Here is a 14,389-nt window from a genome sequence, read left to right on the forward strand (position 1 = left end):
CCCTATGGGCGACACGCGGTACGACACCGACCTGATCATCATCGGCGGCGGACCCGCCGGATGCGCTGCGGCACGCATGGGCGCCAGCGTCGGCATGCGCTCGATCCTGGTCGAGCCGGACCGGCTGTGCAGGAACCTGTACCGGATCCCGGCCCTGAACAATGTGCTCGGCGGCTACACCGGCGGCCCCGAGCTGGCCGGCGCCATCGTCGCCGAGTTGAAGAGCACGGAGCTCTGCCGCCTCGCACTCGGTCGGTACGTCATCGAGCTCTGCGCCGACGACGACCAGGTGACCGCCACATTGGACACGGGTGCTTCTCTCACCGCCCCGTACGCCATCGTCGCCACGGGCGTCGGCCCTCTCCAACCCAGCGACGCGCCCTGGATCACCGCCCCCGCCGGCCTGACCCTGCCTGCGCTCTGGCAGGCCGACGCCGACGACGCCCAAGGCCGGACCCTCCTCGTCCTCGGCGGCGACCGCCCGATCGGCACCTTCCTGCGCGCCCACCCGACCACGGACACGCGCCTTTTCGTGGCGTACCCGGCGGCGGACGAGTACAAGATCGAGGAGATTCGCGAGGACTCCCGGGTCACGCTCCTCCCCGTCGATCACTTGACGCTGCGCGGTGGGGAAGGTTTCCGGCTGTCGGCCGAGACAGTGGGACAGGACGGTACCCACCGGACGATCACGGCGGACGCCGCCTTCCTCAGCCTGGGAAGCGCCCCCGCCGCCCCACCCGGAGCCCTGACCCGTGGCACGGACGGCTACTGCCCGCCCATCGACCAGCACCCCCGCGTCATCGTGGCCGGCGACCTCCGCTCCGCCCGCTTCCAACGGATCATGACCGCCCTGGGCTCCGGCAGCGAGGCAGCGCTGCACGTGTACTACGCGACCCGGGGGCCCCTCACATGGGCCGAAGGCTCTTGAGAGCCCTGGAATCCGTCGGCGGCTGCCGTGCTGGGAGCCGCGAGCACGAGGGCACTGGCCGCCAAGGCAGCCTGTATTACTTCGCCGTGGCGAGTCCGACGAGTTCGGTCCAGGCGTGCTGTGAGACCTGGAGGACGGGCCCGGTCACGTCCTTGGAGTCACGGACGTGGACGGCTTCGGTGCTGGTCGCGACTTCGATGCACTGGCCGCCCTCGGCGCCGCTGTAGCTGCTCTTGAACCAGGTGAGGGGTCCGGTGCTGTTCATGGGCACTCCCAACGACGTCTGCGTACAAGCGAGTCCGTGCGTGGATGCCCCCACGCCGGTTTCGGGGCAGACGAGAGCCCTGCCGGTCAGACACGGACCGGCAGGGCTCTTGCGCGTACAAACGCCGCCTGTATTACTTCGCCGTGGCGAGCCCGACGAGTCCGGTCCAGGCGTGCTGTGAGACCTGGAGGACGGGTCCGGTCGCGTCCTTGGAGTCACGGACGTGCACGGCTTCGGTGCTGGTCGCGACCTCGATGCACTGGCCGCCCTCGGTGCCGCTGTAGCTGCTCTTGAACCAGGCGAGGGGCTCGGTGTTGTTCATAGTTCTCCCAGCAACTTCTTGATGAATGCCAGTGACTCTCGCGGGCTGAGAGCCTGTGAACGGATGATCCCATAGCGTGCGGCGGCGAGGATCGTCTGCGAGGTATCGGTTACCAGGGTGCTCGTGTTGAACCCCTCGACGTACAGGTACTTCTTGCCGTCCTTGCGTGTGATGACGGTGAACGGCCCGTTCACGCCCGCATTGTCCTCGCAGTTGGTCGGCATCACCTGGAGCTCCACATTGCCCCGCTCACCGAAGAGCAGCAGGTGCTCCAACTGCCCCTTTATCACCTCTCGGCCGCCGTACCGGTGTCGCAGGACAGCCTCGTCCATCACGAAACTCAGGAGCGGTGCGGGGCGGCGGTCGAAGATGTCCCGCCTGGCCAGGCGGGCTACCACTCGTTGCTCGACCGTCTCCTGATCCAGAGGCGGGCGTCGCATGGCGAGCAGCGCTCGCGTGTAGTCCTCGGTCTGGAGGAGGCCGTTGACGACGTGCGTGTCGTAGACCAACAGCTCAACGGCCTGCTTCTCCAACTGCGCCATCCCCTGGAAGAACACCGGGTACTGCGCCTGCTCCACCGGCTCCTTCCACACCACCAGCAGACTGTCCGCGCCCAACTCCTTGTCGGCCTGGTCGATCGCCCTCGGCGGCGGAATCCTCCGGCCCTGCTCGAAGGAGGCGATGGTCGATGCCGAGTACCCCAGGCGTCGGCCCAGTTCGTCCCGCTGCATGCCCGCCCGAAGCCGTAAGGTCTTCAGGCTCCGCCCGAAGGCGATGACCACGTCCTGGCCCGCCTTGTCCGCCGCTTGGGCGCCGTCCATCTCCTCGGGGCCCACCCGCTCTGCCGTCATCGCACCCTGCCTCGCTCGATCGCGCCGTGTTCCACGTACTGGTGGCGGCAGCGCGCGTACAAGGAGATCGCGTCGGTGCGTCACCACTGGTCACGCTACGCCACGGCGAGGACTCTCGTAGTCATGACGAGCAACATCGACAGCCCCCACCGCACCATGCAACCCACCCATAACTTCCCCCACTTGGGCACCCCGAGTTTCGACATGCGGTTCACCTCCACGCCCCGGGGCGCCAGGCTGGCCCGCCGCCTGTCGGCGGTCCGGCTGGACGCCTGGGGTCTGCCGTACGGGACGGAGACGCACGAAGCGGTCGTCCTGATCACGGCCGAGCTGACGGCGAACGCGGTGCGCCACGGGCACGTGGCGGGACGGGACTTCCACCTGCTGCTGCGGGTCGTGGAGCGGCCCGGTCCGACCGCGCGGATCGAGGTGACCGACACCCGGGGCGAACGGGTCCCGCCCCGACCCGGCAAGCTCCCGGCCGCCGGCCTCGCGGACGACGGCCGCGGCCTGCTGCTGGTCGAGGGCCTGGCCACGCGCTGGGGCTGGTACGCGAGGACGCGGGCGCCGGGGAAGACGGTGTGGGCGGAATACGACATGACGGTCGGCGGCGCGGACTAGAGCGTGTCCGGCGGATCTACGTGGGCCAAGGCCGGGATGGGGCAACGGCGACCCGGGTGCTGCGGCATTACGGCGTGATCGGGCTTCGGTATCGCCGGCCTGGAGCAGACGGACGCCTGTGCGAGGATCGCCGGCGTGCCGAGCGACTTCGAGCTGACCCTGGACGAGCTGAGAACCGTAACGCGTTACGCCACCGACGCGGCGCGGGACGTCCTGCCGGTGTTCGAGGACGTGCACCCCGGCGACACACGGCCCCGGGCCGCCATCGCGGCGGCCCGGGAGTTCATCGCCGGCGCGCCCCGCACCAGGCTTCAGCGCGTCACGTCGATGGACGCCCACCGCGCGGCGAAGGACGCGGCCACGGAACCCGCCCGGCTCGCCGCGCAGGCGGCCGGCGACGCGGCCTCCGCCGCCTACCTGCACCCGATCGCGAAGGCCCACCAGGTCGGCCACATCCTCCGCGCCGCCGCGAACGCGGCCCGCATCGCGGAGATCGCGGCGGGGGAGGACGACCCGGGGGCCGGTGACCGCGCGCTCGAAAGGGCCCGCGAACGGGCCACCCCCGTCCTGATCGACGTCCTCCGCCGGTATCCGCCCGCGCCCGGCGGCAGGAGCCGTGCCGCGCGGCTCATGACCGTGCTGGATGACGCCCTCCGCCGGGCGCCCTGACGCGAACCGCGTCGCTCAGCACGCCCTGCGCCAGGTGCCCAGTTCCCATTTCTTCCGCATGGAGGAGAGGCCCAGCTTGCGGGACGTGGGGCAGAAGCGGTCGGTCGGTTCGGTGTACTCCACGTGGAAGACGGCCTTGTCCGCCTTGATGAACGGGGTGAGTTTCGCGCACTCGCCGTACTGGGCGCACTGCTCGTTGACCGCGAAGTCGAACGTGCCCACCAGCTGCGGGATCTGCGCCAGATCGTTCTTCAGGCCCACCGCCAGGCCCCGTTCGTGGGCGATGCCGGCGATCATGCGGTTGTACCGCAGCTGGTCCCGCGCGGTGAGCGGGAAGCCCGTGTCCTCGGTGTACGCCTCCACGAGATCGGGCTCCACCGCGTCGAACCCCTTCTTCCGGCACATGTCGAACCGCCGCTCCATGATCGGCCGCAGCAGGGCGAGCTGCCGGATGTCGAGCCAGCGCTCGCCCTGCCAGCCGTTCCGCCCGCCCCGCACCGAGTGGGGGAAGTCGTCCTTGTCCGGCCGGTAGTCCTCCCAGGCGCCCACGTTGATGTAGCAGATCACCTTGCGGCCGTCGCGGTGGAGCCGGGCGACGTCCTTCGCGTCGTTCTCGAAGCCGTCGATGTCGTAGACCGGCACGTCGGCCGCCGTGGCGTCGACCTTCCCGTTGAGCTGCCACTGCCAGGCCAGCCCCGGACGAGGCTGCCACCGGCCCCCGCCGGGACTGCCCGACGCCGTGTCCGGGCGGCCGCCCGGACCGGAACAGCCGGACAGCAGGGCGGCGGGAACCGCGACCGCCAGTACGGCCAGCAGGGCGCCCCACAACCGGGCCCCGGGCCTCACCGCCCCGCCCCGGACAGCACCGGTGTCAGCCCGGCCCACGGGTTGGGCGGCTCCCCGGTCACCGGGCCCGACACGGCGGCGCCCCGCTCGTGGGCGGTGCGCACGGCCAGCGGGGCCAGCGCCTCGGGCACGCCGTACACCAGGTGACAGAGGCGGTCGGGTGCACAGCGGGTCGTCCAGTCGGGTCTGCTGAACGCCGACACATAGGTGGACCAGGGGCCCTCGAACGTGACCAGGAGATCGGCGATCCTGGCGTAGCCGGGGGCCGGGTGCACGCCGTGGTTGAGGACCACGGTCGACGCGCCCCGCCGGCGCAGCGCGCGCACCAGCTTCCGGTAGTCGGGCAGCGCGTCCCCGGCCGCGCTCACCTGGTCCAGGAAGCAGCCGTCGGTGGCGTACCACTCCCGGTGCCGGGCGGCATCGGCCATGACGTCGGCGGCGGGCCGTACGCCGTAGTCGGTGTCCACATAGCCGAGCACCCGGGCGCCCGCCCCGCGCAGCGCGCCCGCCGCCGAGACGAACGCGGGATCGGGCGCGTCGCCGGGCCCGTCGGCGGGATTGAGCACGACCGCGTAGGTGCGGTCGGCCGCCTCGATGAGCCGGTGCCAGGCGTCCGGGTCCACGGCGGGGTGGACGTACAACGGGATCAGCAGGCTCACGACGACGGGTCGCCTTCCTCGCGCGGGGCCGGCGGGCGTACGGGGGCGGACCACAGCGCCGCCAGGGACTCCCGCAGCGCGTACGAGGGACGCCAGCCGAGGGCCGCACCGGCGGCGGAGATGTCGGAGCACTGCCAGGACACCTGCCCCGAACGGGCGGAGCCGGCCCCCCGCTCCTCGACGCGTCCGGCGAAGCCCGCGATGTCCGCCAGGGTGTGCACGAGCTCGCGCACCGGTACGGCGCCTCCGCCACCGATGTTGAGCACGCGCGGCAGCGGCCCGGGCGCGGTGACCGCCCGCTCCACCGCCCGCGCCACATCGCGTACGTCCACGAAGTCGCGGTACGCCGACAGGTCCCCGAGCCGGAGCACCGCGGCCGGGTCCGGACCTGCCTCGCGCAGCAGGCGGACGACCCGGCCGGGCAGTCCGCCGGGCGGCGCCCCGGGCCCCACCGGGTTGCCGACCCGCAGGACGAGCGCGTCCAGGGCCGAGGCCGAGACGGTGACCGTGCCGGCCAGCTTCGTGGCCCCGTAGGCGCCGAGCGGGCGGGTCGCCGCCGACTCCGCCGTCGGAATCCGGTCGGTCCCCGGGCCGTACTCGGCGGCCGAACCGAAATGGACCAGCCGGGCCGAGGGGCAGGCCAGCGCCATCGCCTCGCACAGGACGGCGGGCCCCCGGGCGTTGGCCTCCGCCAGCGTCACCGGGTCCCCGCCGGTCGCACCCGCGCAGTTGACCACGGCGTCCGGCGCCGCCGACGCCAGCGTCTTCGCGAGCCGGTCGGCGGAGTCGGTGGCGAGGTCGACGCGGACGCCGGCGGCGGGGGACCGGCCGCCGGTGAGGACCCACGCGTCCTTGAGCGCGCCCAGCCGCTCGGCGACGTGGGCCCCCAGATAACCGGTGGAACCGAGGACGAGAATGCGCATGTGGTGCTCAGGCTCCCTTGAGCAGCAGGGACTTGCGGGTGGTGAACTCCGCGTTGGCCCGGTCGTAGTCGTCGGGCCGGCCGATGTCCAGCCAGTAGCCGTCGAACTCGTAGGCGCTCGGCGGGTTACCGGAATTCAGCAGGTCCAGGACCAGTTCGTCGAAGCCCAGCGGCAGTCCGGCGGTGTACCCGTCGAGGGTGGCCCGGCTCAGCCCGTACACCCCCATGGACACGCGGTAGTCCATGCTCGGCTTCTCCGTGAAACCCACCACCTTGCTCGCGTCGGTGGTCAGCACACCGAAGTCGATGCGCACCTGGCGGGCGTACGTGGCGATGGTCAGCGGCGCTCCCGAGCTCTGGTGGCTGCGCAGGACGTCGGCGTAATCGAGGTCGGTGAGGATGTCCCCGTTCATCACCAGGAAGTTCTCCGGCAGCCGCTCACGCATCGTCAGGAGCGGCCCCATGGTCCCCAGCGGCGACGCCTCGGTGGAGTAGTCGACCTTCAGGCCCCACTGCGAGCCGTCACCGACGTACGCCCGGATGATCTCCCCGAGATGTCCGATGGCGATGGTGCAGCCGGTGAAACCGGCCGAGGCGAGCTGGCGCAGAACGATTTCGAGGATGGCGTGCTGGTCGCCGATCGGCACCAGCGGCTTCGGCAGGGCCGTGGTGTAGGGCCGCAGCCGGACGCCCTTGCCGCCGGCCATGATCACTGCGTACATGGTCTTCCCCTTGCTCGACGTACCGGATGTGGTCAGATGTTGTAGATGCCGGTCTTGTAGCGGGCGAGGTTGGCCGGCTCGCGGAAGAACTCCACCGTCTGCGCCAGGCCCTCCTCCAGGGTGTGCGCGGGGCTCCAGCCGGTCGCCGCACGGAGCCGCCCGGCATCCGCGACCAGTCGCATGACCTCGGAGTTCGCCGGCCGCAGCCGCTGCGCGTCCTCCCGGACGTCGAGCGCGGTGTCCATCACCTTGCCGATGAGGGCGACCAGGTCCCCGACGGAGATCTCGCCGCCCGTACCGGCGTTGAACGTACGGCCCACGACCTGCTCGGCGGGCGCGGAGCCCACCGCCAGGAACGCCTGCGCGGTGTCCTTGACGAAGGTGAAGTCCCGGGTGGGACGCAGATCGCCGAGGGTGATGGTCCGCTCCCCGGCCGCGACCTGGCCGATGACGGTCGGGATCACCGCCCGCATGGACTGCCTCGGCCCGAAGGTGTTGAACGGCCGCAGCGTCACCACCGGGGTGTCGAAGCTGGCGTGGTAGCTGTCGGCCAGCCGGTCCCCGCCCGCCTTCGAAGCCGCGTAGGGCGACTGGGTGTTGATGGGGTGGTCCTCGGTGATCGGCACGGTCTGCGCGGTGCCGTACGTCTCGCTGGTGGAGGTGTGCACCAGCCGCGGTGTGCCCGCGGCCCGTACCGCCTCCAGTACGTTCAGCGTGCCCGTGACGTTGGTGTCCACGTAGCTGTGGGGCGCTCGGTACGAGTAGGGGATGGCGATGAGCGCGGCCAAGTGGTAGACGCTGTCGGCCCCTTCGACGAGATGGCGGACCGAACCCGGGTCCCGGACGTCGCCGAGGACGATCTCGACCTGGTCCAGGACGTCGGGGGACAGGGTTTCGAGCCAGCCGTACGAGGAGAAGGAGTTGTACTGCGCCATCGCCCTCACCCGGTATCCGGCGGTGACGAGCACCTCGGTGAGATGCGATCCGATGAAGCCCTCGGCTCCGGTGACGGCGGCAAGCGGTGGGGCGTTCACGATGGTTCCTCCGGTGGTCGGCGGTTGGTGTTCGGCAGGTGTCGGGCAGGTGCCCGGTCGGACAGGTGGCAGGTGGCGGTTGGTCGGTCGCAGGCGGTACGTGAAGCGTCCTCAGCCGTGTGCGGCGGGCCGGCCCAGCTTCCGTACGGTCAGCGCGGTGAGACAGAGCAGGGCGGCACCACAGCTCAGCGGCAACGCCGCCGTGCCCGGCGGGGCGCCGGCCAGCAGCCCCGCACCGGCGAACGCCGCCGCGCCGAGACACACGGCGGCCGGCGGCCACGCGGTGCCGAACGCCTGGAGCAGCAGGGAGACCCACAGCGTCCCGGCGAGCGGCAGCAGGGTCGCGGGCCCGGCGCCCGCGAGCATCGCCGCCGGTGTCAGAAGGCCGAGGTACACCAGCAGGCAGCCGGCGAGAACGGCGGCGGAGCGGACCCGGAAACCGCCGAGCGTCCTCGCGGACCGCAGCGCGGCCACCGACAGCCCGCGGTAGCGGTAGAGCAGCCACTCGGCCGGCCCCATGCTCAGGGTCAGCACGATCACCGCCCAGGGCTGGTCCCGCCCCGCCAGAAACGCCAGCGACCCGGCGGCCAGCCCGAACAGGCCGTACGGCACGGACGGCCACAGCCCCGGCCGCGCGGCGCCTGGCGAGGCCGGGGCGGCACGGGTGCCGCGCAGCGCCCAGCCCGCCGCCGCCACGGCACCGAGGAGCGACAGCAGCGGCAGCCCGGCCCGCAGCGCGTTCCCCGGTTCCCACCACAGCAGGGACACCCCGCCGGCGGCGACCGGCAGGAGGGCCGCCAGAAGCAGCCGCTCGCGGCCGAGTACGAGCAGCACACCGGCCGCCGCGAGGTAGGCCGACTGGACGGTGACGACCAGTGCCGTCACGCCCGACCCCGAGAGCGCGGCCCCGGCGGCGGCCGCCACCGCGGCACCCAGGGGCGCCCCCTTCGCGAGGGTGTGGCCCGCCTCCCGCCGTCCGGCGGACAGACGCACGTACGACCGATGGCCCAGCGCCTGGTTCCAGGCCCAGGAGATGAGCCCCGCCACCACCAGCGCCCGCACGGTGCCGTCGGGAGGCAGCAGCCGCCCGGCGAGTGCGTACGCGAGGCCGGGGAGCGCGAACAGCAGTCCCCGTAAGGCGCAGCGCAGATGGTCCGGCCGCCAGGGGTCCTTCGGCCGGGGCGGCTCGGGGAACGTACGCGGCACCCGCCCGTACAACGCCGTCGCCAGCGAGAACAGGTCGGCGTGCCCGTACTTCTCCCGGATCACGTCGCCGGTCAGGCCCTCGGACTCCAGCAGCGCGGCGACCTCGTACGGGTGGACCGCGGGCGCGACCCGGTCCGCCAGTGCGGCGGCCAGTTCGTCCACCGCGTCGGCGCGCGCCCGGTGGCCGGGCATGACGGGGGCGCCGCGGTGCGCGTCGGCGAGACGCAGGGCGAGGGTGTGGTTGTCGCCGAGGCGCAGGGTCAGGGTGCGGTCGTCGGCGAGGCGCAGGGCCAGCGTGTCCTGCTCCGCGCCGCCCGGTTCCAGCGACATGGGCCCGCTCATCCGGCCACGCTCCGCACCGGGAATCCGCCCACCGTCGCCGGCAGGTCGTCCCGGTCGGCCGAGGGCACTCGCCGGCCGCCGGACTCGGACAGCTCCTGGTAGATGGCGCGGAAGGTGTCGATGGTCTGCCGGAGGGTGAACTGCTCGATCACCCTGAGCCGGGCCCCCTCGCCCATCCGCCGGCGCCGTTCCGCGTCGGCCAGCAGCTCCAGGGCCGCGGCGGCCATCGCGGCCGGATCGCGGGGCGGCACGACGAGACCGGTGTCGCCGACCGCCTCCCGGACGCCGCCCACATCCGTGGAGACGGTGGCCCGCCCGCACGACATGGCTTCGATCAGGGTGAAGGGGAAGCCCTCGCTGATGCTGGAGAGCATCACGACGTTGCCCGCAGCGTAGGCGTCCCTGATGTCCTCGACCCGGCCCTCGAAGGTGACCGCGTCGCCCTGGCCCAGCTCCGCGGCCAGCGCCTCGCACCGGTCCCGGTAGCCCTCCCCGCCGCGCGGTGTACCGCCGAACAGGCGCAGCCGCGCGGCCGGCACCCGTTCCCGTACGAGGGCGAAGGCGCGGATCAGGGTCTCCAGGTCCTTGATCGGGTCGACCCGGCCGGCCCAGCTGAGCACCGGGTCGGTGGGTTCCGGGCCGGCGGGCGGGAACGCGGCGGGGTCCACGCCGTTGTAGACCGTGCGGATCGCGTCGGGCGCGGCGCCGCCGTGCTCCTCCCAGAGCCGGTTGTAGCGGTTGCCCGGGGTGATCAGGGCGGCCCGCCGGTACGTCTCCTCCGCGAGCAGCCGGAAGAAGCCCAGCACGAGGGCCTTCACCGGCCACCGGTAGGGGGCGGTGCGGTATCCGAGGTAGCGCTCGCGCAGATACACGCCGTGCTCGGTGAGCAGCAGCGGCACACCGTGCCGTTCCAGCGCGGCGAGGCCCGGCAGGACCGCCACGCCTCCGCTGACCGCGTGCGCCACCCCCGCCTTCGGGCACGGCGCGGCGAGCGGCCGCAGGGCGTGTTCCAGGAGCGCGGTCGCGGTCACCGCGTCGTGCAGGGTCGGCCGGGCCTCGCGCACCGCGAGCCCGGGCCGGTTCCAGACGGCCGTGAGGATGCCGAGCGCCTGGTCCCCGCGCAGGAACGGGCTGAGCCCGCCGTCCTCGCCGGCCCGGGCCAGTGCGTACAGCGCCGGGCCGAAGCCGCCCTCCGCGCGTGGGTCGAGCAGTGCGGTCACGAATTGCTCGTACGACTCGGCGAGCCGCCGGCCGGGGCGCCCGTACGGCGCCTGCCCCTCGGGGGCGGGACCCCACATGGGGACGGAGACGATGGTGCCGACGTGGGCGGGGACGTCCCAGACGACCGGTTCGCGGCCGGTGCCGGTGACGGCGAGCACGTCGAACGCGATGTCGGGCATGCCGGTGACGAGTTGGTCGCACCAGACGCTCACACCACCGTGACTGTGCGGGTAGGTGCCTTCGGTGAGCAGGGTGACGCGCGGCGCGCCGGAGCGTGGCGCGCCGTGGGGAATGTGCATGGATCTGCTCCACAGCCGGGAAGTGAGGGTGTCGGGCCCGGGGGGCGCGGGCCCGCCCCGGCCGCCGTGGTGGCGACCGGGACAGGAGGGCGTACGCCCGTCAGCGCTTCGCGCTGTGGGGGACCGGCGCCATGACGCCGGACGGAACCTTGGTCCGCGGTGCGGTACCCGCCGGCGCACCGTTCACGGCGGGTGTCCGGTGCGGTCCGTCCGTGGTGACCGGTGCGTTCGTGGATGTGGGCAGGTCCAGGGTGTAGGGCAGGCTGCCGGCCTCGGCCCAGCCGGAGACCCGGCCGGCGTAGGAGGTCCCGAAGCCGGTGCCGTCGTGCTCGGTGCCGGCGGGCATGGTGGCCGTGATCGCCACGTCCTCGGGCGCCTGTACGGTCACGCTGTCACCGATGCGGTAGGCGGTGACCTGGCCCGCCTCGACGGCGGCCCGCCAGGCGGAACGGCGCTGCATCTCGGTGCCGATGTCCTTCATACGGAGGTTCACCACGGGGGTGTCGGCGGTGAACAGGTCGTCGTAGCCGTCGAGCACACCGTCGAGCACCGGATAGGCGATGCGGTCCTCGGAGAGGTTCGCCTGATGGATGAAGTGGGGCTTGGGATCGTTGGAGAGGACGTGCCCCAGAGCGATCCGGGTCTCCAGCGGGACGATGTAGTCGGTGTAGCCGGTGGCGACGTCCAGCGGCGCGGCCAGGCAGGTGGTGGTGGCGGGGTTGTCCTCGCAGATCCCGCTGCCGCCCTGGGCGCGGCTGGTGTAGAGCCAGTTGTACTCGTCCACCTGCTCGGTCGCCCGCCCGGCGTTGTAGAAGATGTTCATCGGGTAGCGGGAGATGGTCGTGGCGGGCCCGACCTGGCGCTGCACGGGGTCACGGGAGTTGTCCGAGCCCAGCCACTGGATGCCCGTGTCGGCGAGGGCGGGTGCCAGGTTGGGGTTGTCCACCGGCTGCTGCGGGGTCACCTTCAGACCGGAGTGCTCGCCGGTGACCAACTCCCCCTGGCTGAGCGGAAGTCCGGCCGCCACGCCCCATGCCTCGTTGGTCGCGATCTCGTCGACGATGTCGTTGCGGCTGACCCACCGGGTGGACCCGTCCGGGTTCGTCTCGCACGTCCACGGCACCACACTGGTGTCCTGCACACAGCCCAGGAAGGCGTGCGTATAGGTGTGGTTGATCCAGCGGAATTGGCCGCTGTCGGCGATGAGCTTGTCGGCGAGGAGGTCCTGACCGCCGTTGTCCTCGCGATGGTCGGCGCTGCCGGAGGCGTTGTAGGCCAGGTCGAAGGTGAAGTCATGGCTGTTCTGCCAGCCGATGGCGTGATCGACGTCGGCCGGGACCATGCGGATCGGGTCCGGGGTGCCCGTGCCCGGCTGGCAGTCCACGTCACCGGGTGTGCAGTTGAGCACGGTGTCCCAGCGGTCGTCGGCGGCGAACACGTCGTCCACGTGGACCGCGAAGTAGTTGCGGTCGGCGCCGAGGTGCACGCCGCCGGTCATCCACTCCACGATGCCCCTGGCCAGCAGCCGGTACTGCTGCTGGTACCGGTTGTAGACGAAGGTGACGACGAGCTCCTGCCGTCCGTCGTGCCGGTATTCGCCCACCAGGGAGCCCTTGGCCGTGCTGCCCGGGATGGTGGCCTGGACGTACGGGGTGAAGTCGGCGCCCGTCACCGGCGTCGAGAGGTAGGCGTAGGACTCGCCCACGGTGGGGGAGTTGTCCTCGAACGGAACCGTGCCCTCCAGGTAGCCGAAGGGCCCCGCCTTGCCGGCCTGTGTCACCTCGGCCGACACCCCGTCGACGCTGCCCGCGTAGCCCGCGCCGACCGCCGCGTTGAGCCCCACCTGGGGGCGGGCGTAGGTGTAGGCGTCGACCTGCGGGATCGAGTACGCCTGCTCGTACGCCACGAGGGCCGCCATCTCGGCGGAGCCCGTGGGGAACGGGTTGTCGTTGGGCAGGACGACGGCCTGGTACTTCGCTCGCGGCCGGCCGTCGACGGTGTCGGCGAGGAAGCCCGCGTCGATCTCGGCCCGGCCGGAGTCGTTCAGATCGACCTCGGTGTACGGCGTTCCGGCGTCCTCCAGTTCGGCGGCGATGGCGTCGGTGGAGGGCCCCCCGTCGCTCACGACGAGCACGCGCAGATCGACGCGCGGCGCCGGTTCGTCCGCCTGGGCGGTGGCAACAGGTAACCCGATGGTCGCCATCAGAGTGCCCAGTACGAGCGCGGTGGTGCGAATGGTCCGCTTCATGCGGTGGAAATCCCTCCCCAGGGCAGGAGAGACCGGGCTCCTTCCGGAGCCTGCCCCCACCCCATGGCCATGCCGCCGCCCCTTCGGGGCGTCGGTCGTTGACGCATCCGTCGAGACACATGATGGGGTCTGTGTGGAGTTTTTGTGTGACCATCAGGAAACTTGACGGAAAAGCATATGTCTCAATCAATCCGACAAGGTGGTCGCCTTCATGGCCTGCGGTGCTTCTGCCCTGGATGCGGGGCTGTGTGGCGCCAATGGACTAGACCAAAATGCCCGGGGTGCTGTAGGGCGAGATCAAGTCACGGTTGAGCGGGATCAGGTCACAGCTGAGCGAATGCACCGACGGCGGCCGGCATGGAGCACGGCCGGCCGCCGTCGTTCATGGGTTCCCCGCTCGGCGGGGGCGCGCATCACCCAGGATGCGCGGGGGTGCGGTCACGCGCACAGCACGCGGGTCTCGGGCGTGTAGACCGGGCCTCCGCTGATGCTGGTGCTGTCGCTGAACTCCGCGTAGAAGTAGGAGTAGAAGCCGATGTTGCCGTTGCAGCCGGAGTCGGCGGCGACTTGCAGCGTCAGGGTGACGGTACGGCTCTGACCTGGCGGAATGGTGGTTCCGTAGTTACCGCCGAGGTCCGCGGGGCCGACGCCGGAACACGGAACGGCCCCCGTGTCCGTCGCCAGACTGCACCCGGTGAGGCTGTACTTGAGGTCCGGGCGCTGGGTGGTCAGCCAGGTCGGATCGATGGTCTGGTAGATGAACCAGATGTCGTACGTCTGATTGTTCTCGATCGTCATCGACAGGTTCACCGCGCCGCCCGGCGTGGTGGTGGCCGCGTCGGTGGTGAACGACAGTTCGGCGGCGGCCGGAGCCGGGTCATCGGCGCTCGCGGCGGGCGCCAGACCGAAGAGCGAGAGGGCGACGGCGACGATTGCGGCGAGCCCGAGGCGTCTCGTACGAGTGAGTCTCATGGCCCGGGAGAGTAGGCACGGCCCGCACACACCGTCTGCACCCCGAGCCCCGCTGTGCCCATGGTGCGGCCGAAAGTGACCGTATGGTGAAGGACTTGTGCGGCTGTCTTCACGCGGCGGGGCGGAGGGTCATTCCCGCACGATAACGCCGTGATGCGGTGTGGTCGCGGAGAGTTGTCGTACGTTGCCGTGCCGGAGATGCGGGTCGCACGGTCAATGGCGGAATCCGGGGGCTCGGGACCCGCGCGCCCCGGCGGCGGGA

15 protein-coding genes are annotated in these 14,389 nt (G+C 71.8%); 3 read left to right on the forward strand and 12 right to left on the reverse strand.

Features of this window, described 5'->3' with window-relative positions:
- Positions 1–4: 4 nt before the first annotated feature.
- Positions 5–928: an FAD-dependent oxidoreductase gene (locus OG338_RS24525; RefSeq protein WP_405939374.1), complete on the forward strand. Its 924-nt coding sequence runs from the start codon at positions 5–7 to the stop codon at positions 926–928.
- Positions 929–1,004: 76 nt separating this feature from the next.
- Here OG338_RS24525 and OG338_RS24530 read toward each other — a convergent pair whose 3' ends face one another.
- The 3 genes from OG338_RS24530 to OG338_RS24540 form a co-directional block, all read right to left on the reverse strand.
- Positions 1,005–1,193: a DUF397 domain-containing protein gene (locus OG338_RS24530; RefSeq protein ID WP_405939375.1), complete on the reverse strand. Its 189-nt coding sequence runs from the start codon at positions 1,191–1,193 to the stop codon at positions 1,005–1,007.
- A 133-nt stretch (positions 1,194–1,326) separates the two neighbouring features.
- Positions 1,327–1,515: a DUF397 domain-containing protein gene (locus OG338_RS24535; RefSeq protein ID WP_405939376.1), complete on the reverse strand. Its 189-nt coding sequence runs from the start codon at positions 1,513–1,515 to the stop codon at positions 1,327–1,329.
- Positions 1,512–2,366, reverse strand: coding sequence for a Scr1 family TA system antitoxin-like transcriptional regulator (locus OG338_RS24540; protein ID WP_405939377.1), 855 nt, complete (start codon positions 2,364–2,366; stop codon positions 1,512–1,514). The genes OG338_RS24535 and OG338_RS24540 overlap by 4 nt, the downstream gene beginning before the upstream one ends.
- Before the next feature lie 123 nt (positions 2,367–2,489).
- Between OG338_RS24540 and OG338_RS24545 the strand changes: the two genes are divergently transcribed.
- On the forward strand, positions 2,490–2,987 hold the full coding sequence (locus tag OG338_RS24545) for an ATP-binding protein (RefSeq protein WP_405939378.1): 498 nt from the start codon (positions 2,490–2,492) through the stop codon (positions 2,985–2,987).
- Between the two features lie 135 nt (positions 2,988–3,122).
- The gene (locus tag OG338_RS24550; RefSeq protein WP_405939379.1) at positions 3,123–3,656 is read left to right on the forward strand and encodes a putative immunity protein; all 534 of its coding nucleotides are present in this window, start codon (positions 3,123–3,125) and stop codon (positions 3,654–3,656) included.
- A 15-nt stretch (positions 3,657–3,671) separates the two neighbouring features.
- Here OG338_RS24550 and OG338_RS24555 read toward each other — a convergent pair whose 3' ends face one another.
- The 9 genes from OG338_RS24555 to OG338_RS24595 all read right to left on the reverse strand — a co-directional run bounded on the left by OG338_RS24555 (position 3,672) and on the right by OG338_RS24595 (position 14,127).
- Positions 3,672–4,484, reverse strand: a complete 813-nt coding sequence (locus tag OG338_RS24555) for an endo alpha-1,4 polygalactosaminidase (protein ID WP_405940520.1) — start codon at positions 4,482–4,484, stop codon at positions 3,672–3,674.
- A 14-nt stretch (positions 4,485–4,498) separates the two neighbouring features.
- A complete protein-coding gene (locus OG338_RS24560) occupies positions 4,499–5,161 on the reverse strand; it encodes a spherulation-specific family 4 protein (protein WP_405939380.1) in 663 nt (220 codons plus the stop codon).
- Positions 5,158–6,084, reverse strand: a complete 927-nt coding sequence (locus OG338_RS24565; RefSeq protein WP_405939381.1) for an NAD-dependent epimerase/dehydratase family protein — start codon at positions 6,082–6,084, stop codon at positions 5,158–5,160. Before OG338_RS24565 ends, OG338_RS24560 begins: the two co-directional genes overlap by 4 nt.
- A 7-nt stretch (positions 6,085–6,091) precedes the next feature.
- On the reverse strand, positions 6,092–6,805 hold the full coding sequence (locus OG338_RS24570) for an NDP-sugar synthase (protein ID WP_405939382.1): 714 nt from the start codon (positions 6,803–6,805) through the stop codon (positions 6,092–6,094).
- Positions 6,806–6,837: 32 nt separating this feature from the next.
- Positions 6,838–7,839 carry an SDR family NAD(P)-dependent oxidoreductase gene (locus OG338_RS24575; protein ID WP_405939383.1) on the reverse strand — a complete coding sequence of 334 codons (1,002 nt, stop codon included), beginning with the start codon at positions 7,837–7,839 and terminating at the stop codon, positions 6,838–6,840.
- A gap of 111 nt (positions 7,840–7,950) precedes the next feature.
- Positions 7,951–9,387 (reverse strand): hypothetical protein, encoded by a 1,437-nt coding sequence (locus OG338_RS24580; RefSeq protein WP_405939384.1) that lies wholly within the window; start codon positions 9,385–9,387, stop codon positions 7,951–7,953.
- A complete protein-coding gene (gene pelF, locus OG338_RS24585; protein WP_405939385.1) occupies positions 9,384–10,907 on the reverse strand; it encodes a GT4 family glycosyltransferase PelF in 1,524 nt (507 codons plus the stop codon). The genes OG338_RS24580 and pelF overlap by 4 nt, the downstream gene beginning before the upstream one ends.
- 100 nt (positions 10,908–11,007) lie before the next feature.
- A complete protein-coding gene (locus tag OG338_RS24590; RefSeq protein WP_405939386.1) occupies positions 11,008–13,155 on the reverse strand; it encodes a hypothetical protein in 2,148 nt (715 codons plus the stop codon).
- Positions 13,156–13,593: 438 nt separating this feature from the next.
- Entirely contained in the window at positions 13,594–14,127 is a 534-nt protein-coding gene (locus OG338_RS24595) for a hypothetical protein (RefSeq protein WP_405939387.1), read from the reverse strand.
- Between the last annotated feature and the right edge of the window lie 262 nt (positions 14,128–14,389).

It is taken from the genome of Streptomyces sp. NBC_00726, from assembly GCF_045161735.1.
Taxonomy (GTDB): Bacteria; Actinomycetota; Actinomycetes; order Streptomycetales; family Streptomycetaceae; genus Streptomyces.